Source organism: Pseudoalteromonas sp. BZK2 (genome assembly GCF_014349195.1).
GTDB classification, from domain to species: domain Bacteria; phylum Pseudomonadota; class Gammaproteobacteria; order Enterobacterales; family Alteromonadaceae; genus Pseudoalteromonas; species Pseudoalteromonas simplex.
In genome coordinates, this window is record NZ_JACSOG010000001.1 from 44,385 (window position 1) to 67,291 (window position 22,907).

At 40.2% G+C, this 22,907-nt stretch carries 15 protein-coding genes; 1 reads left to right on the forward strand and 14 read right to left on the reverse strand.

Annotated features, from left to right (window positions below; genetic code table 11):
* Positions 1–2: 2 nt before the first annotated feature.
* Genes kdsB through BIZ38_RS00230 form a run of 5 tightly spaced genes read right to left on the reverse strand, consistent with a single transcriptional unit; the run spans position 3 to position 5,865 of the window.
* Positions 3–758: a 3-deoxy-manno-octulosonate cytidylyltransferase gene (gene kdsB / locus BIZ38_RS00210; RefSeq protein WP_187489253.1), complete on the reverse strand. Its 756-nt coding sequence runs from the start codon at positions 756–758 to the stop codon at positions 3–5.
* Positions 746–943, reverse strand: a complete 198-nt coding sequence (locus tag BIZ38_RS00215) for a Trm112 family protein (protein ID WP_036968654.1) — start codon at positions 941–943, stop codon at positions 746–748. Before BIZ38_RS00215 ends, kdsB begins: the two co-directional genes overlap by 13 nt.
* The gene (gene lpxK / locus BIZ38_RS00220) at positions 933–1,910 is read right to left on the reverse strand and encodes a tetraacyldisaccharide 4'-kinase (RefSeq protein WP_166340253.1); all 978 of its coding nucleotides are present in this window, start codon (positions 1,908–1,910) and stop codon (positions 933–935) included. Before lpxK ends, BIZ38_RS00215 begins: the two co-directional genes overlap by 11 nt.
* Positions 1,910–3,652, reverse strand: a complete 1,743-nt coding sequence (msbA, locus tag BIZ38_RS00225; RefSeq protein WP_166340255.1) for a lipid A export permease/ATP-binding protein MsbA — start codon at positions 3,650–3,652, stop codon at positions 1,910–1,912. The genes lpxK and msbA overlap by 1 nt, the downstream gene beginning before the upstream one ends.
* A gap of 59 nt (positions 3,653–3,711) precedes the next feature.
* On the reverse strand, positions 3,712–5,865 hold the full coding sequence (locus BIZ38_RS00230) for a DNA internalization-related competence protein ComEC/Rec2 (protein WP_187489254.1): 2,154 nt from the start codon (positions 5,863–5,865) through the stop codon (positions 3,712–3,714).
* 96 nt (positions 5,866–5,961) lie between these two features.
* Here BIZ38_RS00230 and BIZ38_RS00235 point away from each other — a divergent pair, with 96 nt between their 5' ends.
* Positions 5,962–6,471 (forward strand): DUF2062 domain-containing protein, encoded by a 510-nt coding sequence (locus BIZ38_RS00235; RefSeq protein ID WP_054551382.1) that lies wholly within the window; start codon positions 5,962–5,964, stop codon positions 6,469–6,471.
* A gap of 79 nt (positions 6,472–6,550) precedes the next feature.
* Here BIZ38_RS00235 and BIZ38_RS00240 read toward each other — a convergent pair whose 3' ends face one another.
* The 9 genes from BIZ38_RS00240 to BIZ38_RS00280 all read right to left on the reverse strand — a co-directional run bounded on the left by BIZ38_RS00240 (position 6,551) and on the right by BIZ38_RS00280 (position 22,901).
* On the reverse strand, positions 6,551–8,287 hold the full coding sequence (locus BIZ38_RS00240) for a DUF3466 family protein (protein WP_166340259.1): 1,737 nt from the start codon (positions 8,285–8,287) through the stop codon (positions 6,551–6,553).
* Between the two features lie 11 nt (positions 8,288–8,298).
* Entirely contained in the window at positions 8,299–10,209 is a 1,911-nt protein-coding gene (locus BIZ38_RS00245; protein WP_166340261.1) for an ABC transporter ATP-binding protein, read from the reverse strand.
* Between the two features lie 14 nt (positions 10,210–10,223).
* The gene (locus BIZ38_RS00250) at positions 10,224–10,457 is read right to left on the reverse strand and encodes a glutaredoxin family protein (protein WP_054551385.1); all 234 of its coding nucleotides are present in this window, start codon (positions 10,455–10,457) and stop codon (positions 10,224–10,226) included.
* Positions 10,450–12,567 carry a bifunctional 23S rRNA (guanine(2069)-N(7))-methyltransferase RlmK/23S rRNA (guanine(2445)-N(2))-methyltransferase RlmL gene (gene rlmKL, locus BIZ38_RS00255; protein ID WP_187489255.1) on the reverse strand — a complete coding sequence of 706 codons (2,118 nt, stop codon included), beginning with the start codon at positions 12,565–12,567 and terminating at the stop codon, positions 10,450–10,452. The genes BIZ38_RS00250 and rlmKL overlap by 8 nt, the downstream gene beginning before the upstream one ends.
* 178 nt (positions 12,568–12,745) lie before the next feature.
* Positions 12,746–13,276: a cell division protein ZapC domain-containing protein gene (locus BIZ38_RS00260; protein ID WP_138600650.1), complete on the reverse strand. Its 531-nt coding sequence runs from the start codon at positions 13,274–13,276 to the stop codon at positions 12,746–12,748.
* A 120-nt stretch (positions 13,277–13,396) separates the two neighbouring features.
* Entirely contained in the window at positions 13,397–14,407 is a 1,011-nt protein-coding gene (pyrD, locus tag BIZ38_RS00265; protein ID WP_054561585.1) for a quinone-dependent dihydroorotate dehydrogenase, read from the reverse strand.
* A 114-nt stretch (positions 14,408–14,521) separates the two neighbouring features.
* On the reverse strand, positions 14,522–19,360 hold the full coding sequence (locus tag BIZ38_RS00270; RefSeq protein ID WP_187489256.1) for an NAD-glutamate dehydrogenase: 4,839 nt from the start codon (positions 19,358–19,360) through the stop codon (positions 14,522–14,524).
* Positions 19,361–19,572: 212 nt separating this feature from the next.
* Positions 19,573–21,897 carry an efflux RND transporter permease subunit gene (locus tag BIZ38_RS00275; protein WP_054551390.1) on the reverse strand — a complete coding sequence of 775 codons (2,325 nt, stop codon included), beginning with the start codon at positions 21,895–21,897 and terminating at the stop codon, positions 19,573–19,575.
* Positions 21,897–22,901, reverse strand: a complete 1,005-nt coding sequence (locus BIZ38_RS00280) for a WD40/YVTN/BNR-like repeat-containing protein (protein WP_138600646.1) — start codon at positions 22,899–22,901, stop codon at positions 21,897–21,899. Before BIZ38_RS00280 ends, BIZ38_RS00275 begins: the two co-directional genes overlap by 1 nt.
* Positions 22,902–22,907 lie beyond the last annotated feature (6 nt).

Genomic DNA, 22,907 nt, shown 5'->3' on the forward strand with positions numbered 1-22,907 from the left:
TTTTAGTGGCCAAGCACTGCAATAACGCGCGCTAAATCTTCAGGAGTATCTACGCCTGCTTGCGGTGCACACAGAGCTTTTGCGATTTTAATTTTGTGACCATGATAAAGTACACGAAGCTGCTCTAATGACTCTAAAAGCTCTAATTGAGATTCTGGTAATTCGATGTAGTCTTTAATGAAGCCAGCACGATAAGCATAAATACCAATATGGCGCGCAAAATCAGCAAAATTTAGCTTATCTAGGTCATCATTCATCATCGCATCACGGTGATAAGGGATAGGCGAGCGCGAAAAATACAGTGCGTTGTTGTCTGCATCGTTAATGACTTTCACGCAATTGGGATTAAATACATCGTCAATCTCATCAATGCTGGTGCTCAAAGTCGCCATTGGCGCATCAGAATCAGCAAGTAGCATGGCAACTTGAGATACATTTTCGCTTGCCAATAAAGGCTCATCACCTTGCACGTTGACAACAATAGTGTCACTTTCAAGCTTTAACTGTTCAACAACTTCAGCTAAACGCTCTGTGCCTGATTGGTGATCTTCACGTGTCATCAATACATTATCAGTAAACTTCTTTACTGCATCAAACACTGTTTGATGATCAGTCGCTACATAAACTTGTGATGCACCGGACGCAACTGCTTTTTCATAAACATGTTGGATCATTGGTTTACCACAAATATCGGCAAGTGGTTTACCTGGTAAACGCGTCGATGCGTAGCGAGCGGGGATAACGACTACGAATTCCACTTATCAACCTCTTCTTGGCTTAATTCACGGGCTTCATTTTCTAAAAGCACCGGGATATCGTCTTTGATTGGGTACGCTAGTTTCGCAGCGGTACTGATAAGCTCTTGATTTTCTTTATCAAGACGTAATTTACCTTTACACACTGGGCAAGCGATAATTTCAAGTAATTTTGTATCAAAGGCCATTGAGGATCCCTTTTTGTTTTAATAATAAATTAAGTTTTTCGATAACTGCTGCTGTTGGCTTTGCATCAACAGGTAAATAATACCAATTTGGTTTAGCAAAACTAAAGCATTTAACTGCATCTTTTTCTGTCATAAATACAGCGTCATCTGCAAAATCGCTAAAGTCATTTGCTTGGTAGGCATAATGATCACGAAAATGATGAGTCGATAGTAAGTTAATGCCTTGCTGCTCAAGACTTATTTCAAAGCGTTTGGGGTTACCAATAGCACTGACCGCATGGCCTTTATCTTGAACTGAATTGGCAAGTTCTGAATTACTTACGGTTCGAAATGGGCTTGATGCTAAATTATAGCGGCTTTGAGCGTTGCCACCATTTTCTATGACTAAATCAACCGACTTTAAGCGTGCTTTGGTTTCACGAAGTGGACCAGCAGGCATTAATAAACCGTTACCAAATTGGCGTTCACTATCAACGATACAACATTCGATATCACGCGCCATTTTATAATGCTGCATGCCATCATCAGAAATAATGACATCTATATCATGTTGCTCTAAATTTTTTATACTCGCTTGTCGGTCAGGGCCAACCATTACAACACAACCTAGGCGGCGCTTAATAAGTACAGGTTCGTCACCCGCTTGCGTTGTCGTCGTTTGTTCAGTCACTAACAAAGGATACGAATCAGACTGACCACCGTAGCCACGGCTGATCACAGCCACTTTTAAACCTTGCTGCTGTAAGTACTCAGCAAGCCAAATAACAAATGGCGTTTTGCCGTTTCCACCCACACTAATGTTACCAACCACAATAACCGGAACATGCGCTTTAAATGCTTTTAGTATATTTAGCTTATAAAACAAAGCACGAAGCGTTGAGATTAGCCAAAAAAGCACACTGAAAGGTAACAGCAGAACGCTGAGTAAGCCTGGTTTTTTATACCAGCTTTTTTCAATAACACTCACTACTGCTCACCAAATTGCATCTTACATAACGCACTATAGGTACCGTCTTTTTCAAGCAGCTCGCTATGTGTGCCCTTTTCGATAACTTGACCATGGTCGATAACATAAATGCAATCACTGTTTTCTATTGTTGATAAACGGTGTGCTATCACAATCGATGTTTTTTCTTTCATTAAGCTATCAAGTGCTTGCTGAATCAGTTTTTCAGATTCAGTGTCAAGTGCAGATGTCGCCTCATCAAGAATCAAAATAGGGGCATTTTTTAATATTGCACGTGCAATGGCTATTCGCTGACGCTGGCCGCCTGACAACATAACGCCGTTTTCACCCACCATGGTATCTAACCCTTCTGGTAAGTCTTTAACAAACTCCCAAACATGGGCTTGCTTGGCAACCGCCATTAACTCCTCGCTTGTTAATTCGCGGTCAAGGCCATAGCAAATATTATTCGTGATGGTGTCGTTAAATAAAACCACTTGCTGTGAAACCAGTGCAAATTGCTTACGTAAGTCTGTCAGTTTGTAATCAGCGATGTTGACGCCATCAAGCAAAATTTCACTGTCACCTTCAAGCTCATAATAACGCGGCAATAAATTTGAGATGGTCGATTTACCTGAGCCAGAACGGCCAACCAATGCGATGCTTTCGCCGGCATTAATCGAAAGTGATAAATTCTTTAATACAGGCTCATCTTTCGTTGGGTATTTAAAGGTCACATTGTTTACTTCAATTTTCCCAGTTACTTTATCAACGCTGTAAGTGCCAGTGTCTTTTTCTACTTCTTCATCAAGTACTAAAAAGATACTTTGCGCTGCCGAAATACCACGTTGTAAATCACTATTAACGTTAGAAAGTTGCTTCAGTGGCCGTAATAACATCATCATTGATGAAATAAGTAATACGAAGTCACCTGAACTGATGGTATCAATCATCGACGGCATAGAAACAACCCATAAAATCACGGCCATCGCGCTTGCTGCCAAAATTTGGATAACAGAAACGCTTAACGCTTTAGTTGCATCCATTTTAATGCGCTGCTGACGATTATGATTATTAATAGTCGAGAATTGCGATATCTCTTGCTGTTGACCACCAAAGCCATGTATCACTTTATGACCAGATAGCATTTGCTCTGAGCTGCGAGTTACTTGGCCCATAGCAGATTGGATTTTTTTCGAAATCATACGAAAACGTTTCGATACAAAGGCAACGATCACGGCCACAAGCGGAATAATAACTAAAAATATTAGTGATAGCTTCCAGCTGGTATAAAACATATTAAAAAGTAAGAAAACAACAAACGCCCCTTCTCTAACAACAATTAACAGGGCTTTGGTAATGGCTTGTTGAACCTGCTCAGTATCAAAGGTGATTTTAGAGATTAAATCGCCATTTGAATTTTTATCATGAAAAGACACCGGCAGGTGTAAAATATGTTCGAATAATTGTTGGCGCAACGTTCTTACAACTTGAGAGCCAACATAACTTAAACAGTACGACGACATATAGTTAAACATGCCACGACCTAATACCAATGCAATCACAACAAATGGTGCATAAGTTAAAACATCAGTGTTACGATCATTTAAACCTTCATCAATGAAGGGCTTCATTAAATTGATAAACAATGCATCCATGGCTGAATAGCCAATCATGCCTACAATGGCGAAAAACGCGATTAACTTATAATCACCCACATAACTGATTAATCGCTTATAGATTTGGGATGTAGTTTGATCCATAACACTCTCTTATTCATAGACTTCGACTATTGTAGCCTTTAGGGGGTAAAAACAAAACGTCAATCTTGTTCGAACCAATAACTTTCCTGCTCTCGCGCAAATTCTAAGCGATACGTATCTGAATAAAATTTTATGCGTATATGGCCATACTTTGCCGTCGATAACTGCTGTATATGGTGTTGGTTATAACGATTTACAACCTCTGGGTGAGGAAAGTGCCATTGCCCTTGGTAAGCAGATGAATGGATAACTACTTCAGGATTTACTGCATCTATAAATTCATAACTGGAAGAGGTATTACTGCCATGATGGGGGCTTATTAAAATAGTCGCTCGTAAATCCACCTCCTCTTCAATAAGTTTAGCTTCTGCCGCTGCTGATATATCTCCAGTTAGTAAAAGTGAATAATTAAAACCTGTTACTTTTAATAAGCAAGACTGGTCATTGCGACTCGCTTTTTCTACCTTTGCTGTAAAACTTCTGATATTGAGCTCAGCAAGTTTGAGGTTGGTTGTTTTGCACTTATTTAACAGTCCCTGAGGATGAAAAGTAGCTAAAGTGTGTTGATAGCCAGCCACTTTCCAACTTGCTAAACCACCAGAGTGGTCGTTATCTAAGTGGCTTACTATGGTGGCAATCACAGATAGCTGCTGTTTATTGATGTTGTTAAGTAATACGCGGTGTACATAATCATAACGGCCAAAATACTGTGGGCCTAAATCATAAATTATCGCTTTATTTTTGCTGCTTACCATCACCATTAAGCCATGCCCGACATCAAACACATCCATCCGAAAATTAGCTTCTGGCTGTAATTCACTATCAACGGCATATATACAAACAGGAATTAAACACACATATTTATTAGGGCTAAAGTACAACAGCAGAAGTGTTATGTAACTGATGATCAATAATGAGAAATTAAACTCATTGAACGACAACCAACGCCAGTCATTAGGGATAGAAAGCAATAGTTGATAACTAAAATACAGGGCACTGTCGATCAGTGATAACAGACCTGAAATATCCAGTAGGCTAGAAATCAGACTATAAAAAATCAACAAAGGCAATAACAGCACACCAACCAAGGGCACAGCAATAAGGTTAATCAATAAACCTATCACGCTAGTACCTGAAAAGTAATATAAGGATAGCGGTAGTAAACCAACAAATAAAGCGCATTGAACTTGCAGTAGCTGTACAAATCGCTTTAAAAAACTAAGTGACAAATTAATTGTTTTTTTAGTCAGTAGAAAGATGATCGTAACGGCCAAAAAACTGAAATAGAGCCCAGGATTCAACAGCGTAAATGGGTCTATAAACAACACCACACTCAAGGCGTACAAAATTGAACGCCAACGCACTGGGTTTTTTCCTAAGTTATAGATTACAAGGTAGCAGCCTAACATTAGCAGCGCCCGGCTTGCAGAAACTATAAAATCACTTAAGTAAACATAAACGAGCGAGCAACTGAACCCTATTACAACAAATAGCTTATTTAATTGAATTGATTGGCTTACACGAAAGTGACTCACTCTTAACAGCCACTTACTACTATAAAAACCGACTGCGAAGATAAGTCCGATATGAAGACCCGAAATAGCAAGTAGATGAGACAATCCTAATTCACGCAAGTGCTTTTTATCTTCATAACCTATTTTACTTTTATCACCGGTTAAAAGTGCATAATAAAGCCATTGTAATCGTGTGTTTGCCGTAATTTTATCAATATAAGTGCGGTAACTCACACGCAGGGAGTCATATTGATGATGATTTAAATAGCTTATCTCTCCTACGCTTCGGCCTTTATAAAATACTCGCTCAAGTAATGCTTGCCGTTCTCTATTAAAACTGTAGAAATTTTTTACTGACCGATAAGGTTTAAGTTTGAGTACTGCGCTTAATTCATCTCCACTAGTAACAGGTTTATCTGAAGTAATGCTGAGCATTGCATTAGGAGCAGGTCGGATGCTTGTAGGGCAAGATTCAATATGTTTCAGACTTGCTTTAATGTAGTAAGGGCTTTGTTCACTGTATGTTTCAACTACCTCAAATCGAACTAATCGGCTTTGTTGATAATCGATTTCGCAGTCAGAGATTGAGTAAAAGATGAAGTAATGAAAAATCACTACCAAAATAGCGCAAATAAACCCTGACAATAGAGTTAAAAAAGGCTTAAAATAGGCACCTGCTAGCAATACAGCAAAACTCATTATATAAAACGCCGCAGTGTCAAATGTATATAGGGTGAAAAAACAGCCTATGACAAAGCCGCTGCATAACCAAATAGATGTAAATGGTTGCTTTAAATGGCTAAGAAAACGATCCAACGCTTTTTACCTGATCATAACAAGGTAAAAGAACACAAGTATTTAAGAATTTTTGGTCGTTTATTGCATGATGCCAATTTATGGCACTTAAATAGACGCTCAGCACGCGGTGCATTTGCTGTTGGTTTATTTTTTGCGTTCATCCCTGTTCCTTTTCAAATGGTTCTTGCAGCCGCCCTGGCTATTCCATTTCGAGTAAATTTACCGATTTCTGTTGCAACCGTGTGGATCACGAACCCACTAACCATGCCTCCTATTTTCTATTGTTCATATATTGTAGGCACAATTGCCCTTGCTCAGCCACAACAGCACTTCCAATTTGAACCAAGCTGGCAATGGTTTATAGATAGCCTTACAACAATTGGCCCAGCCTTTTTAGTTGGCTCACTTATTTGTGCTACTGCTGCTGCTATCATCGGTTATTTTGCTACCGACATGCTTTGGAAACGCTCAGTCCGAAAAGCATGGATACATCGCCATAAAAAATAACTGATTTCAGTATAGACAAAAAACCCAGCTTAAAGCTGGGTTTTTTAATATTGATTAGTAAGTCTCGATTACGAAACGATTACTTTTTAAAGAAGCGACGTGCAGCTGCAAATGGTAATAGCAATAAAGCATACCATGGGAAGCTTGCTGATTGACGCTCGTATTGTTCAATCTCTTCTGCAGGACACTCTTCAACACTGCCATCAATTGGTGTTAACTTAACAGCCACTGCGACACTTTCATATTCGATATTGCCATTAACATCGACTACAACGTTACCGAATGAATCTGTCTTTTCAACAGTTTTAGTCGCAACACCGAAGATTTCATTATTGTTGTTAATTGATTTCGCTTCAGCAACCGTGTATTTAAAGCGAGTCTCACCATCTTCTTCATAACAAGGTAATAAATCGTTTAAGTTAACAACTGAATCTTCACCAATGGTGTACATGAAACCTTCACGACGACGCGTAGAAGTATTATAAATATCTGTTTCACCCTCACCAACAACAATACCATTATCATTAATATCGTTAGCTAATGAGCTTGAGCTTGAGAAGTAATCCGTTGGGAAAACAACACTGTCGCTATTTTTATCATAGTAAAAGAACTTAGTTCTATTCGTACCATCAATACGTTTAGTTGCATAACCGACTACAACATCATCATTGTTAACAGCTAATGGCTGACCTGAAATCCAATCGTCCTCTTGGTCGATAAACTCTTTCACTTCACCATTTTCGAAAATAACAGGCATACTAATACGTGTGCTATTACTCTTGTAACGCACATCAGACGTACCAACCACTAAACCATTTTCGTTTATCGCAAGTGCGTTACTACGGAACGCGAAATCTTCATCATCTTCAGGCGTTAAACCTAAGCCATACATTTCTGTATTGGTGATGTTTAGATTACTGTCTAATGTCCACTTAACAGCTCGTTTATTATAAATACCCGTTGAATAAGTACGGTTGTACGCTTCAACACAGTCTGAAACTGGTTCATCTTCGCCATCACAGTTATCAGTAATATCATCCAGTGGATCAACCGCAATATCAGTAGAGACAGTGCCTACAACTTCATAGCCATTTGCTGTTTTGATAATGTCATTTGCTGAGCTAACACCACCGTACTCATCAAACTCTGGTGCAAGTTCTACTTTTACACCGTCTTCGGTGATAACAATTGCACGGCTAATGAAGTCTCTTAAAAAGTGGGTTTCTTCTTCGTCTTCATCTGTTTGTGTGAATGATGTTTTTTCGTAAGGTGCGCTTCCCCAACCAACCATAACACCGTCATCTGTTACAGCATTTAGTAAGTTAGAAGTTGAACGTGTTAAGCCATCAAAATCAAGTGACTGTTCATCAAACAAAACTTGCTCTGAAGCACCTTCAGATGTGTAAAGCGTTGCAATTGCACTTGATAGTTTTTGATATTCAGAGTCAGTTGAGCGACCAGTTAAAAAACTAACCATAAATGAATGTGCATCTGCATTGGTATTTACCGCATCGTTGCTAGCAATATCGTCAAGTGTGAATGTAATTTCTTTATCAATGAGTTCGTATTGCGCTTCAGCAGTATCATAAGCTGATTCAAGATAGCTATCATCTGTGAAATCAATATATGAAATATCAATAGGTAGCTTATAAAGACCGTTTGCTAAGCCTATGATGTGACCGTTTTCACTAACATCTGTTACGTAGTTAAATTTAGCGCCATCAACGCCACCTAATTCTTCTAATTTATAGGTTGCGCTCATCGCTGAGGTACTTAGGGTGGCTAAAATACTGGCAGCGAGTAATTTGTATTTCATTTTAATCCTTACTACTGATTCTTTAAATCTTCGAGTTCTTCCCAGCGCTCAAAAGCGACTTCAAGCTCAGACTCTAACTCGGCTAAATGGTTCAATGCTTCTGTTGTAATTGCAGCATCTTGCTTAAAAAAGTCAGGGTCATTAACCACAACTTGCTGAGCGTCTAACGCTTTTTCAAGTTGTTCCACTTTACTGGGTAATTCTTCTAATTCAAGTTTTAATTTGTAAGAGAGTTTATTACTTTTCTTTGGTGTTTTATCTTGGCTAACAACGGCCGGCTTTTCTTGCTTAATTTGTTGCTGTTGTTGTTTTTCTTGCTCAGCTAAATGAGCGGCATACGCTTCATAGTCGCTATAACCACCAACAATGTCGGTTATCTTGCCGTTACCTTCAAATGCCCATACAGAATTACAGGTATTATCAATAAATTCACGGTCATGGCTTACAATCAGCACGGTGCCCTGATATTGGTTGATGATCTCTTCTAAGAGCTCTAAAGTTTCAATATCGAGGTCATTGGTTGGCTCATCGAGAACAATAATGTTAGATGGCTTTAAAAATAACTTTGCTAATAATAAGCGGTTTTTCTCACCACCTGATAGCGCTTTTACTGGCGTACGCGCTCTTGCCGGTGGAAATAAGAAGTCTTGTAAGTAACCAAGCACATGACGTGAGCGCCCGCCCATCATCACTTCTTGCTTACCTTCAGCTACGTTATCTTGTACTGTGGCTTCTTCATCAAGCTTTTGACGATACTGATCAAAATAAGCAAACTCTAAATTAACACCTTGCTTAACACTGCCGCTATCTGGTGTTAAGTCACCAAATAAAATTTTAAGCAGTGTTGTTTTGCCAATACCATTGGGTCCGACAAGGCCAACACGATCGCCACGCATAACAAGGGTCGAGAAATCCTTCGCGATCACTTTATCTTTAAATGCATGACAGATGTTTTTCGCTTCGAATACTAATTTACCTGAACGCTCCGCTGTTTCAATATTGAAATCGGTTTTACCGACCTGATCAACACGCTGCTTACGCTCTTTACGTAACTCTTTTAAAGCGCGCACACGGCCTTCATTACGCGTTCTACGTGCTTTAATACCTTGGCGGATCCACGCTTCTTCTTCTGCTAAGCGTTTATCAAATAGTGCGTTTTGTGTTTCTTCTACTTTTAAATCATGCGCTTTTTGCTCAAGGTACGTCGCGTAATCGCCAGGGTACGAAACCAGCTTACCACGGTCTAAGTCAAGAATACGGGTTGCAACTGCTCGAATGAATGCACGGTCGTGAGAAATAAAAACGATACCGCCTTTAAACTCTTTTAAAAACTGCTCAAGCCAAATAACACTACTCATATCTAAGTGGTTGGTAGGCTCATCAAGTAGCAGTAAATCGGGTTCACTAACCAAGGCTCGTGCAAGGGCAACTTTACGTAGCCAACCACCCGATAATGATTCAAGCTTGGCTTCTGGATCTAACTCTAAGCGAGATAAAACGAGCTGAATACGGGTATCAAAACGCCAGCCATCAACGGTTTCTAATTGATTAGATAAACGCTCTAATTTGTTAAGCAATTTATCGTTATAGTCAGTTTGCATTTGATTACTAACTTGGTGATATTCTATCAGTAAGTTAGCGATGTCAGGCATACCCTGCGCTACATAATCAAATACTGAGCCTTCCGCCCCTTTTGGTGGATCTTGCTCTAAACGTGAAATGCGAATACCGCCTAATTGGTTGATTTCACCATCATCCAATGTCACTTGGCCATCAAGCACTTTTAATAGTGTTGATTTACCTGCACCGTTTCGACCAACGATACAAACACGCTCACCTGACTCAATAACGGCATCGGCATCATCTAGTAGTGGATGCGTACCATAAGCGAGTTGAGCTTTGGCTATTCTGATTAAATCCATCGTGATTACTACTCTTATTCTTTATTATCAGCAATAAATTGCGCTAATTGCTCAGCATCAAAAGGCCAAAATAATTTCTCGCCTTGATGAGATTCCACAACCGGAATACTGGTTTGGTAAAGTTCAATCAGCTGTTCACTGTCCATAATGTCTTTTGCTACAAACGAAGCGTTTGCAGCAATTAATAATTCATCGGCCATTTCACACAGATGACAGCCATCAGTGTGGTACAGGGTAAAATTAGCCATGAGTAATAAGCCAGCTATTATGAATTTGCTTATTACGTTTAAAATCTGGTGATAAAGTCTTGTCAGAAATGTTTTCTGCTTTTAAACCCAGACCCATTAGCCCTACTTCATCCATGTTAAAGCCACGCTTATTGTTTGAGAATATAAGCGTACCGTTCGGGCTTAAAATCTTCTTAACCCAGGTAAGAAGTTTGATGTGGTCGCGCTGAACATCAAACGCATCTTTCATACGTTTTGAGTTTGAGAACGTCGGTGGATCTAAGAAAATTAAATCATATTGGCCTTGTGCATACTCAAGCCACTTCAAGCAATCTGCTTGCTCAAAACGATAGCGTGTATTACTGATATCATTCAGGGCAAAGTTTTCTTGCGCCCACTTTAAGTAGGTTTTTGACATATCAACGGTGGTAATGGCTTTAGCACCACCCACAGCAGCATGCACAGATGCACTGCCCGTATAAGCAAACAAGTTTAAGAAACGTTTACCTTGTGCGTTTTGTTGGATATAACGACGAGCTAAACGGTGATCTAAGAACAAACCAGTGTCTAGATAATCAAATAGATTTACTTTGAATTTAGCGCCAAACTCTTCAACGACTTGCGTACGATTTTGTTTTGCTACCTTGGTATATTGTTCTTCACCTTTTTGTTTTTTACGAACTTTAACTGCGATATTTTCTGGTGCGATATTTAACTGCTCTGCAGTCAGGCTGATCACATCTTGCAAACGTTTTTGAGCCGTATTATCGTCGATTTCTTTCGGTGCAGCATATTCAAAAATAACCGCTGAATCATCGTATACATCAACAGCTACGTTATATTCTGGAATATCCGCATCATAAACACGGTAGCAGCTCACTTCATTTTGCTTTAACCAGTTCTTTAAATTTTGCTTATTTTTCTTTAAACGGTTTGCAAAGGCGGTTGAACCTTCAAAGTTAAGAGCTGGCTTATCTTCTTTGCTAAGTTCTACTTGTTTATCGTCTAGTTGGTAAAGGTTTAATACAACATCTAACGGGCCATTTTTAAACTTATAGCGTTTTAACTTAACTAACTTTAATAACTTAAATAAGCTTTCGTCAGTGCCAAGCAAAGCAAGTTTCCAATGATTAAAGTGCTTTTTAAAACCTACACCGAAGCTACGGTGTAAGTTAACCAGCTCAGCCATTGAGCCTAAACGTTCACCATAAGGTAAGTTTGAAATCACCACACCAGGTAGTTTCGCAACGGAGGTTAACTTAGTGGCATCGCTTTGTTTAAACTTAATCACATTAGCAAGGTCTGCACGCTCTGCGTTTTCTTGCGCTTTTGCAATCACACTTCCGTCAATATCATGGCCAATAAGCCAAAGTTTAGGATCTGTAATTTGTGCAGTTAGTTCTGCTTTTAATTCTTTGTATTTTTGAATTCTGAAACTAGGCAGGCGCTCAAAAGCAAAACCTTCACGGAATAAGCCCGGCGCTTCATTGCGTGCCATGCTTGCGGCTTCAATTAAAATGGTACCCGAACCACAACATGGATCGAATAAAGGTTGTTGCACGTTTTCAAGCCAACCACTTCTTTTTACAAGAGCAGCAGCTAAATGCTCCTTAATCGGCGCTTTACCTTGATCTTGACGATAACCACGCTCAGATAAACGCGGGCCAGAATAATCGATATAAAGCGCAACACCTTGACGGTTCAATCTTGCTACAACTCGAACGTTGGCATTGTATTTATCAACATCTGGACGTTGTTCGAATAAATCAGCGAAGTAATCAACAATCGCATCTTTTACAACTAGACCTGAAAATTGCGTATTTTTTAAGTCGTTATTTGTACCGCTAAAATCAACAGCAAAGGTTTGCTTAGGGCCAAACCACTCCTGCCAAGGCTGCAAGCGTGCGAATTGATAAAGGCTGTCTTTGTCTTTTACGCCTTCTTTTTCTTCTATCAGCATCATGATACGAGTCGCAAAACGGCTCGATAAACAAATCTTTTGTGCTAATAAGCTATCTGCTTCAAAACGTACAGAGCCCACGGTTTGTTTTGAGACTTCGGCACCGAGTGCTGTAAGCTCATCAACAAGTAAATTTTCTATTCCGATAGAAGTAAGTGCGATAAATTGCAAAGTAAAAACCCTTAAATGCTAATTGCGCAGGATTATAGCATAGCTTGGCGAACAAAAACGCCAACATTTGCAGGGATATTAGCTGGATTTTTACTTAGCCCACTAGGTTACAAATCTCGCGCCGCGATTAAATCGCCCCTAGAGTGAACAAATTTAAATTCACAAAGGTCAACACGCCCTAGGCTGATTTAAACTGTTTTTGTTGAATATAAACAGGATGGATACGGTTATTTAAAACCTTAATAGCTTCAAACTGTTCAAGGGAAAGGTTTTCGTCTAATTGAAAGTGTTGGCTTAGATTAATACAAACCGACGCTTCACTTGAATGGTCAACAATTAAAAACTCACCTTCTTGTGCCTGCGAGCACAATTTAACCACTGCTTCAACACTTGGCTGGCTGCCATGATACTCATGAAAGAACCAACTTTTTGCAAGTACTGGCTTTAAATGAAATTTGACCGCAGTGGCGTTTAGCGCGATTTGGCAAAGCTGTGCAGGGTTCCACAGTGAGAATGTTTCGAGGTATTGATAAACTTGTTGATAAAATGCAGCATCTTCAAGGCTAAAGTTTGGCTCTTGTAAAACAGCATCAGTAAGTTGGCGAAGTTTATAAGGCGTGCACAGTTGCATATCTTGGTCAAGGTCAACCAAAAGACGGTTGTTTTTCGCACAAGCAAGCCATTTCCATTGCTTAGATGCTTGTAACATGTCTCCTCCCTAACGAATAAATACTGTGCGCTTAATCATAAATTATAACTAAAGCAGACCATTAATAAAATGATTTCTTAGAACATTTTATTAATGATCAATTGCTTAGATAACTGATCCTTATAAGCTATTTAGGATCGTTTTTACCAATTCTGGGCCTTTATAAATGAATCCAGTGTAAACTTGTACAAGGTCTGCACCAGCTGCAAATTTCTCTTTTGCAGAATCCGCATCATCAATACCACCCACACCAATGATAGGTAGTTTACCTTCGGTTAAACGCTTAAGCTCACTAACCACGTGGGTTGAACGCTGACGAACTGGTTGGCCAGATAAACCGCCCGCTTCGTTTGCGTATTGTTGACCTTGTACCATCGCGCGCTCAAGCGTGGTATTTGTAGCAATAACACCATCGATCTTATTGTTGATCAATGACTCACTAACTTGGCCAATTTGTACTTCATCAAGATCAGGGGCGATCTTAACTAGCATAGGCACTTGTTTGTTATGTTTAGCAACTAGATCAAGTTGTTCATTCTTTAAGCTTTGCAATAAGTCATCAAGTGCTTCACCATATTGTAAGTCACGAAGACCTGGGGTATTCGGTGAAGAAATATTTACTGTGATGTAGGATGCATGCTCAAATACTTTACGCATACAGTGAATGTAATCATCTTTACCCTGCTCGTTAGGTGTATCTTTATTTTTACCAATATTAATACCTAGAATACCGTCGTATTTCGCCGCTTTAACATTGTTAACTAGGTTATCAACGCCCTTATTGTTAAAGCCCATGCGGTTAATAATCGCATTTGATTCAGGCAAACGGAAAATTCGCGGTTTATCGTTACCCGCTTGCGGACGTGGTGTAACAGTACCTACTTCTACAAAACCAAAACCCATTTGCGAAAATGCATCAATACACTCAGCATTTTTATCTAAGCCTGCCGCTAAACCGACTGGGTTTTTAAACTCTAAACCTAGAAAATTGACGGGTTTATTAGGGACAGATTGAGACCACGCAGCACTCAATGGCGTATGAGCAAATCGGCGTAAATTATTAAGTGCAAATTCATGAGCCCACTCCGCATCACGGGTAAACATAAAACGGCGAGCTAGATCATAAAACATGGTTTGTTCCTTAGGTAAAAATAAACAAGGTAGCCGTTTATAAACGGACCATTGCAAATTAAGGGCAAAAAAATACCCCAGCGAGCTGGGGTATGTATTTTAACGACTTTTAACTTATTTGGAAGTGTCACAGTTGTGGCTTAACAACATTAGTTCACGAAGTGCCACTGAGAACTTCGCAAAATCATGGCTTTGCGATGTTTTGAACTCAGATAGCATCTGCTTCCAACGTTGTAATAGTAGATCTTGGTTATCCATCCACTCATCAATTTGTGCATCAATGTCTTTGCTGTCTGCAGCAAAGCTATTAAGTACCACAGCTGATAATGTGCGTTGTTGCCAATCCAACTCTTCACGGTATGAAGCACGAGCAAGTGCTTGCCAGTGGTTTGCAACTGGTTGGTTGGTGATTTGGTCAAGGAACCAATGTAAGCCCATACGCGCACCAAGCTTAAAGTAGGTATTAGAAACCATATCAATACTACGCTCTGAATTATCTGCGATTTCAGCTAAGTCCATTACAGAGAATAGGCTTGATAGTGACACAATACGTGTTGCAAGTGCTTTTGGTACATTACTGTCAATTAGCTTCTCTGCCGCTTTAACTAGGCGATCGCTTTCTTTTTCAACCATGTAGCTGTTTAAGTTTTCACTTAAATCAGCAAATGTTGGTGCAAAGAATTCAATTGCTTGCTCAATCGTTTGAGCTTTATTGCGATGACGTAAGAACCAACGTGTTGCACGACGAACCGTACGACGTAATTGATATAGCATTTCTGTTTGTACAGCTGCTGGGATCTTATTATCAAGTGCAACAATTGATGACCATGTTTCTGGCATCTGGAACACTTCTTTTGCAATTGAGTAGCAAAGTGCGATTTCAGCTTCGTTAGCACCTGTTTCTTCGTGCATACGAATCATGAAGTTAAGACCCATATCGTTAACAATGTTATTTGCAAGTTTCGTTGCGATAATCTCTTTACGAAGTGGGTGGTTATCCATTGCATCGTTGAACTTCTCACGAAGTGGCACTGGGAACGACTTAACTAATAACTGACGGTAGTAAGGGTTTTCAGTGATTTCATCAACCACTAGAGACTCTTTTAATACCATCTTCGCGTAAGAAACAAGTACAGAAAGCTCTGGACGAGTTAAATCTTTACCCGCTGCTGCGCGCTCTGCAAGTTCTTCATCCGTTGGGATAAACTCGATTGCACGGTTAAGCTTGCCATCTTTTTCAAGGGCATGGATGAAACGTACTTTTTCTTTAAGCGTTGACGTACCTTTTGATTGAGTAATCGATAAGGTATGCGTTTGACGATAACAGTCTTTTAATACTAACTCAGACACTTCATCAGTCATTGAATAAAGTAACTCATCACGCTGTTTACGTGTTAAGTCACCTTCAGCAACTAGGCCATTAAGTAAGATTTTGATGTTTACTTCGTTATCTGAACACGCAACACCACCAACGTTATCGATGAAGTCAGTGTTAACACGACCGCCTTTAGCAGCAAATTCGATACGACCTAATTGAGTCGCACCTAAGTTACCGCCCTCACCTAAGATCTTCGCACCAAGCTCAGAACCGTTAATACGTAGTGCATCATTCGCGCGGTCACCCACATCAGCATCAGTCTCTTTAGAGTTCTTGATGTAAGTACCGATACCACCATTCCAAAGTAAATCAAACTCCATCATTAGAGCCGCTTTGATTAACTCGTTAGGTGTCATGCTCGCTTTCTTAGTGCCAAGCATTTTCTTCATTTCTGGGCTTAAGCTAATTGATTTAGCCGCACGAGAGAAAATGCCACCACCTTGTGAAATAAGGTCTTTGTTGTAATCTTCCCAAGAAGAACGCGGTAGATTAAATAAACGCTCACGCTCTGGGTAAGATGTCGCTGCATCTGGGTTTGGATCAACAAAGATATGCATGTGGTTAAACGCTACTTGTAAGCGAATGTGCTTAGAAAGCAACATACCATTACCAAATACGTCACCCGCCATATCGCCGATTGCTACAACAGTGAAATCAGTTGTTTGACAGTCAATATCCATTTCACGGAAATGACGTTTAACAGATTCCCACGCACCTTTAGCAGTGATACCCATTTTCTTGTGGTCGTAACCTACTGAGCCACCTGATGCGAATGCATCACCTAGCCAGAAGTTATATTCATTTGCGATGCCGTTTGCGATATCAGAGAAAGTCGCAGTACCCTTATCGGCAGCAACAACTAAGTACGGGTCATCTTCATCATGACGAACAACATCAACTGGTGGCACAATCTCACCACGTTCAATGTTATCTGTGATATCTAATAAACCACGGATGAAAATCTTGTAGCACTCTTGGCCTTCTTTGAAGAATGCTTCACGGTCTGTCGGTAGCTGTTTACATACGAAGCCACCTTTCGAACCGACTGGCACGATAACCGTATTTTTAACTTGTTGCGCTTTAACAAGACCCAGTACTTCAGTACGGAAGTCTTCACGACGGTCTGACCAACGTAAACCACCACGAGCAACTTTACCACCACGTAAATGCACACCTTCAACGCGCGGCGAGTATACAAAGATCTCAAACGCAGGCAGAGGTAATGGCATTTCAGGGATCATAGAAGGCTGAACCTTGAACGATACGTATGACTTAAATTGGCCATCCGCTTCTTTTTGGAAGAAGTTCGTTCTAAGAGTTGCATTGATCATATCAACGTATAAACGAATGATACGGTCATCATCTAGGTTTGCTACGTTTTCAAGCTCAAGATTAACTTGTGCAACTAGCTTCTCAAGTGTCTTTTCACTACCTGGGTTCTTAACTGAGAACTTTTTAGTGAATAAGTTAACAATTTGCGATGCAATGTGTGGGTAATTTGCAAATGTGCTTTCGATGTAAGTTTGTGAGAAAGTTACACCAATTTGACGCATGTATTTAGCGTAGGCACGAAGAATAGACGCTTCACGACCTGTTAAGCCACCCATTAATACTAAACGGTTGAAACCATCATTTTCTAAACGGTTATTCCACACGTTCGTTAACGCTGCACGGAAACGCGCTGACACTTTATCAAAATCAGCAATGCCCTTGTTGTCAATTAGCATGGTGAAATCCATGATCCAATTAACTTTACCGTCAGTCGTTTTCACTGAGTAAGGTGTTTCACCAACTACGCGTAAACCAAAGTTTTCTAACATTGGCATAACGTCAGACAGGTGGATTGGCTCATCTTTATGGAATAAGCTTAAACGAACAACATTAGTGTTTGCTTCTTCTTGTGGACGGTAGAACAACATTTCTAGTTTGTTCTCGTCATTCAGAAGTTCTAGCTTTTCAATATCAACAACCGCTGCACTTGGTAAAACCTGATCTTTATACGCACTTGCAAACGCTTGTGCATATTTACGGTTTAATTCTTTACCGCGTGCTTCACCTGCGCTTTCAAGTAGTGCAGATTGGAGTCTATCTTCCCAAGTACGGGCTGCTTCAATTAGGTTGTTTTCGATGTCTTTCACGTTATATTCAATATTATTGTCAGTCACACGCACCGTGTAATGTGTACGGGCTAATGTTGACTCAGAGAAGAAAGTAGTAAATTCGACTTTATCGTCAGAATTAAATGCATTGGCTAAGATACGTTGCGTTTCACGACGTAGTGCTGTGTTATAGCGTTCACGCGGTACATAAACCATGCAAGAGAAGAAACGGCCATATGCGTCTTTACGCACAAAAATACGGCACATATCACGCTCTTGTACTTGTAATACGCCCATGGCAACTTCAAGTAGTTCAGCTTCACGTGCTTGCACAAGTTCATCACGTGGATACGTTTCTAAAATATTTAATACCGCTTTGTATGCATGGGTGCCTTTTGCAAAGTCACACATTTCCATAATGCGGTTAATCTTACTTTTCAGTACAGGTACATCAGCGGCGCTGTTGTTGTAAAAGCTTGATGAGAATAAACCAAGGAAACGGTCTTCACCAATTACATTGCCCTCATCATCAAAACGCTTAATACCTACATAATCGATATACGCTGGACGATGTACACGTGACACTGAATTTGTTTTCGTTAAAATTAATAAGTTGCTGCTACGCGCTTCTTGGCGCGCTACTTCAGGTAACTCAGAAAGTAAACGGCTATGCTCTTCGTCTGTGTTTTTCATAAGACCAAGGCTGGTACCTTTTTTACCTTTTAACTGGTAATCACCCTGCACTGGCGAAAGTTCATACTCACGGTAACCCATTAGCGTAAAGTTATCTTTAGCTAACCAATCTAAAAACTCTACCGTTTCTGCAACTTCGCTTTCGTTATTGTTATGGTGGCGTTTTGGTAAGTCTTTCGTTACCGCAATAAGCTTTTCACGAATTGGCTGCCAATCTTCTACAGCGATAGATACGTCAACTAACACAGACTCAAGTTCTTTTTTGAAAGACTCAATTACTTTTGCATCTGTTTGACGATCAATCTCGATAAAGAACACAGTTTTTGTCGACGTTGATTCTTGCTCTGCTTTTAAGCTTGAAATACCGGTGATTTTAGCATTTTTATCACGTTGGATTTTCAGCGGAGAGTGAAGTAATAAGTGAGAAGCGATGTTTGCGCGGGTCATGGCCATACGCACAGAATCAACGAGGAAAGGCATGTCTTTCGCGATGATTTCAACAATGGTGTGCGATGACTGCCAGCCATCTTTTGCCACTTCAGGATTGAAAACACGGACAACCGCGTCATCAGAATTATTTTTTTCTAGCGAGTTCCATAGGCTTAGTGCAGCGCCATATAAGTCACTATCGTTGCGATGAGCCAAATCCTCTTTAGACATATTGCTGTACAAGGCTTTGGCGAATTTCTCAACGAGTAACACATTATCAGCGTGAACTTTTTTCTGGATCAGCTTACAGACATTATCTAAGATAACCGAGGCTTGCCCTTCATTTCGTGTCATTGTATGTTCCTTAATCTATACTACTTATCGATTAGTAGAATATTTGTACAGCCATTTATTAGCGTGGAGTCAGGTAAATTCTAACTCTTTTACAGCTAATAAACAGCCTTTTCGATGAAATCATTTTAAGCTTTTCAGCTATTTGGTCATCTATTCACAAAATATAGATATAAATGGCCATTACTGGCCATATCGGAGCACAATTATTCACATTATTTTTTCTGGTCAGTCCAGAGGAAGCTACCAATTGCAGGTAAAAGTAGTACTGCACCCAACATGTTAACCAAAAACATGAAGGTTAAAAGAATACCCATATCCACTTGGAACTTCAGATCAGAGAAAATCCATGTGCTAACACCAATGGCTAAGGTAATACCTGTGAACAACACTGCACTACCTCGCTCTGCTAATGCATTACGATAAGCCACTTCCAGTGCCACACCTTGTTTTAGCTGCCCCATCATTGATGAAAGTATGTAAATCCCGTAATCGACACCAATACCAACACCTAAAGCGATAACTGGTAATGTCGACACTGTTAAACCTATTTCAAGTTGTACCATCAACGCTTGCGCTAAGGTTGATACGATGTACAGAGGTAATACAACCGCGACCGTTGCCTTAACACTTCTAAAGCTAATTAAGCATAGCAGGATTACGGCGCCGTAAACGTAAAGCATCATAGGTAGCTGTGCAGCCGATACCGATTCGTTCGTTGCGGCCATTACACCGACAGGGCCTGACGCTAACTTAAACTTCAATTCATCGGTTTCTTCAGCCTTAGCAAACTCTTTAACTTTCGCTACCACATGGTCAATCGTTTCTGCTTTGTGGTCATTTAAGAAAATAATCACAGGCATTACTGAGCAGTTTCCATCAAGTAAACCTGAGCTTGTTTCAACCCGTGAAGTGGCTTGCACTAAACTTGCCGTATTGCGCGGCAGGCTTTGCCATTTTAAGTTCCCTTCGTTAAAGCCGGCATTAACTGACTGTGCAACTGAGCTTAAGCTCACAGCCGATTGTACCCCGGCAACGTTTTCCATCTGCCATTGGAAACGACTAATACGCTCCATAACATCATGCTCCGTACACGCAGCAGGATACGCTTCTACAATCACTTTTAGGATATCTGAAGAAATAGTGTATTTATCAGAAATCAAAAAGGTGTCTTGGTTATAGCGGGCATCTTGGTGCAAAGATGGCGCACCAGCATGTAAGTCACCAATACGCATTTTGTCAGCTTGCCAGTATCCCACTGCAAATAACACAGCCGTAAAGACGATAATAAAACCTGCCGTTTTACGATCTGTGGCTTTTACTAATAGCTCACGTAACTTGTCTAGTAGATTTGGTTTGTCTGTGTGAGTACCTGCTTGAATATGCACAGAGCCTTCAAAGCGCATGTACGATGCCCAAACAGGTAATAAAATTAAATTAGTGAAAATAATTACCGCTACACCCAAACTTGCTGTGATAGCAAGTTCACGAATAATACCAATATCAATGGTGAGTAAGGTTAAAAAACCAATTGTGTCTGAAAGCAGCGCGATACCACCTGGGATCAGAAGTGCTCTAAAGCTTGCCTGACAGCAAACCCGAGTTGAACTACCCGTAGACACTTTTTTGCCGATGTCATTGATCATTTGCACGCCATGGCTTACACCAATCGCAAACACTAAAAACGGCACTAAAATTGACATAGGATCTAAACCGAAGCCTAAGCTTGAAAGCAAGCCTAACTGCCAAACAACGGCAATGATTGAACAGGCAATCGGTAAAATTGTCAGTTTTAAAGAGTGGCAGAACAGCCAAACCATCACAAATGTGAAAGCAATGGCAATAGCAAAGAATAGCAGTACGCCCTTAGCGCCCTCTGCGACATCCCCTGCCATTTTGGCAAAACCGATAATATGAATACTAACCTTGTCAGTACTGAGCGGTTCACGAACTTGCGTTTCTAGCTTTTCTGCAAATGCTAAAGTGTCGAGTTTTTCTTGCGTTTGTGGATCAGTCTCGAGTAGCTGAGCGGTTACCATTGCACACGAATAGTCACTGGCAATCATGCGACCAACGACTTTTGCTTTTTCGATGTTTTCTTTTACAACCGCAAGACCACGTTTATCAGCAGTGAAGTTTGCCGGAATAATTGGACCGCCAGCAAAACCATCTTCAACTACTTCAACAAAACGTGCACTCGGTGCAAAGATTGAATTAACTAACGGACGATTTACACCTGGAATAAAGTAAAGCTGGTCGTGAACTGCTTTAAGTTGGGTGAAAAATTCCTCATTAAAAATATCACCATCTGCATCACAGACAGAAATCAAAATGCTGTTAGCGCCACCGAACTGTTTTTCATGTTTGGTGTAAACTTTCATGTAGTCATGATTAAGCGGAATATTTTTATTGAACGACGCGTCTAATTGAATTTGTGTTGCTTTGAATAATAAGAAACAAGTGATCAACGCAAAGGAAATAATTGCGAATAAGCGATGACGAAACACCGCTCTTTCTAAAATATCTAAAAAACCACGCATTACGGATTCAACTCCTTCACTTTAATGCCATTTTCTGAAGCCATAACTAGTTTGTCTTGAAACACAACACCATCAAGTAACGATTTACCATCGGCCATTTGTTGTTCTGATAATTGGCCATCCTCAATTTGGAATATCACCCCGCTATTGGCAAATAATAACCACTGGTTGTTGTATTTAATCGCGCTATTTACGGTTGCATAATTGTCGTGTGGTATTTGTTGCCACTGTTCGCTGCCTGCTTGGCGAGTGAAAATGTTGCCTCGAAGGCCTGCAACTAGGTCTTCCCCACCTTGATCCGCAGTTGACGCAAACGTAAAGAAAGAGCCCATATATATCTCCTCAAGACGCTGCCAGGTTTGACCATTGTCGACACTTTGTGCCATTAAACCCATTTCACCGGCTAGAAATAGACTCTCATCGGTTTTAACGATGCGATTAAAGTGCGGCAGTATTGAAGCAGTTTCAATTTCATAGCCTTCTGGGTCACTGTCTTTTAAATCATTGAGGTATTCACGGTCTTCTTCAAATAACAGGCTATCTAAAAAACGTTTCTGCCAAGTTTGTCCACCATCGTTAGTTTCATAAAACATTCCATATGCACCGACTGCATACCCTTGTTTGTCTGTAGTAAATAAAATGTCTAAACATGGCTTATCCATGTTTGGTAATGATTGCTGTAATTGCCACGTTTTACCTGCATCTACGGTATTGATGATGGTAGCATCATGGCCACATGCCCAACCTAAATCGCTATTATAAAAATCAACGGCTGTTAGCAGCACTTGAGTAGGCACACTGGCTTGTTGCCAGGTTTGAGCGTCTGTACTTGTGATAACCACACCGTGTTTGCCAACTGCAATGAGATTTGGGCCAGCTAGTTCAATGTCGGTGAGAAGAGTTTTGTTTGCGTTAACAGCGCTAATGGCTTGTTGTGGCATAGGCATGTCTTGAGCAAAACATGAAGCACTATAAGCAAGACAGGCATAAAGCAAATACTTCATAAAGAT

Bases quoted from the DNA above. Each gene is read 5' to 3' on its own strand.
- BIZ38_RS00250 (WP_054551385.1), bottom strand. From the start codon at position 10,457: ATGGCTAATTTTACCCTGTACCACACTGATGGCTGTCATCTGTGTGAA.
- BIZ38_RS00245 (WP_166340261.1), bottom strand. From the start codon at position 10,209: ATGGATTTAATCAGAATAGCCAAAGCTCAACTCGCTTATGGTACGCAT.
- BIZ38_RS00260 (WP_138600650.1), bottom strand. From the start codon at position 13,276: ATGTTACAAGCATCTAAGCAATGGAAATGGCTTGCTTGTGCGAAAAAC.
- BIZ38_RS00215 (WP_036968654.1), bottom strand. From the start codon at position 943: ATGGCCTTTGATACAAAATTACTTGAAATTATCGCTTGCCCAGTGTGT.
- msbA (WP_166340255.1), bottom strand. From the start codon at position 3,652: ATGGATCAAACTACATCCCAAATCTATAAGCGATTAATCAGTTATGTG.
- BIZ38_RS00235 (WP_054551382.1), top strand. From the start codon at position 5,962: ATGGCTAAGAAAACGATCCAACGCTTTTTACCTGATCATAACAAGGTA.
- BIZ38_RS00240 (WP_166340259.1), bottom strand. From the start codon at position 8,287: ATGAAATACAAATTACTCGCTGCCAGTATTTTAGCCACCCTAAGTACC.
- BIZ38_RS00280 (WP_138600646.1), bottom strand. From the start codon at position 22,901: ATGAAGTATTTGCTTTATGCCTGTCTTGCTTATAGTGCTTCATGTTTT.
- BIZ38_RS00275 (WP_054551390.1), bottom strand. From the start codon at position 21,897: ATGCGTGGTTTTTTAGATATTTTAGAAAGAGCGGTGTTTCGTCATCGC.
- BIZ38_RS00230 (WP_187489254.1), bottom strand. From the start codon at position 5,865: ATGAGTTTTGCTGTATTGCTAGCAGGTGCCTATTTTAAGCCTTTTTTA.
- pyrD (WP_054561585.1), bottom strand. From the start codon at position 14,407: ATGTTTTATGATCTAGCTCGCCGTTTTATGTTTACCCGTGATGCGGAG.
- BIZ38_RS00270 (WP_187489256.1), bottom strand. From the start codon at position 19,360: ATGACACGAAATGAAGGGCAAGCCTCGGTTATCTTAGATAATGTCTGT.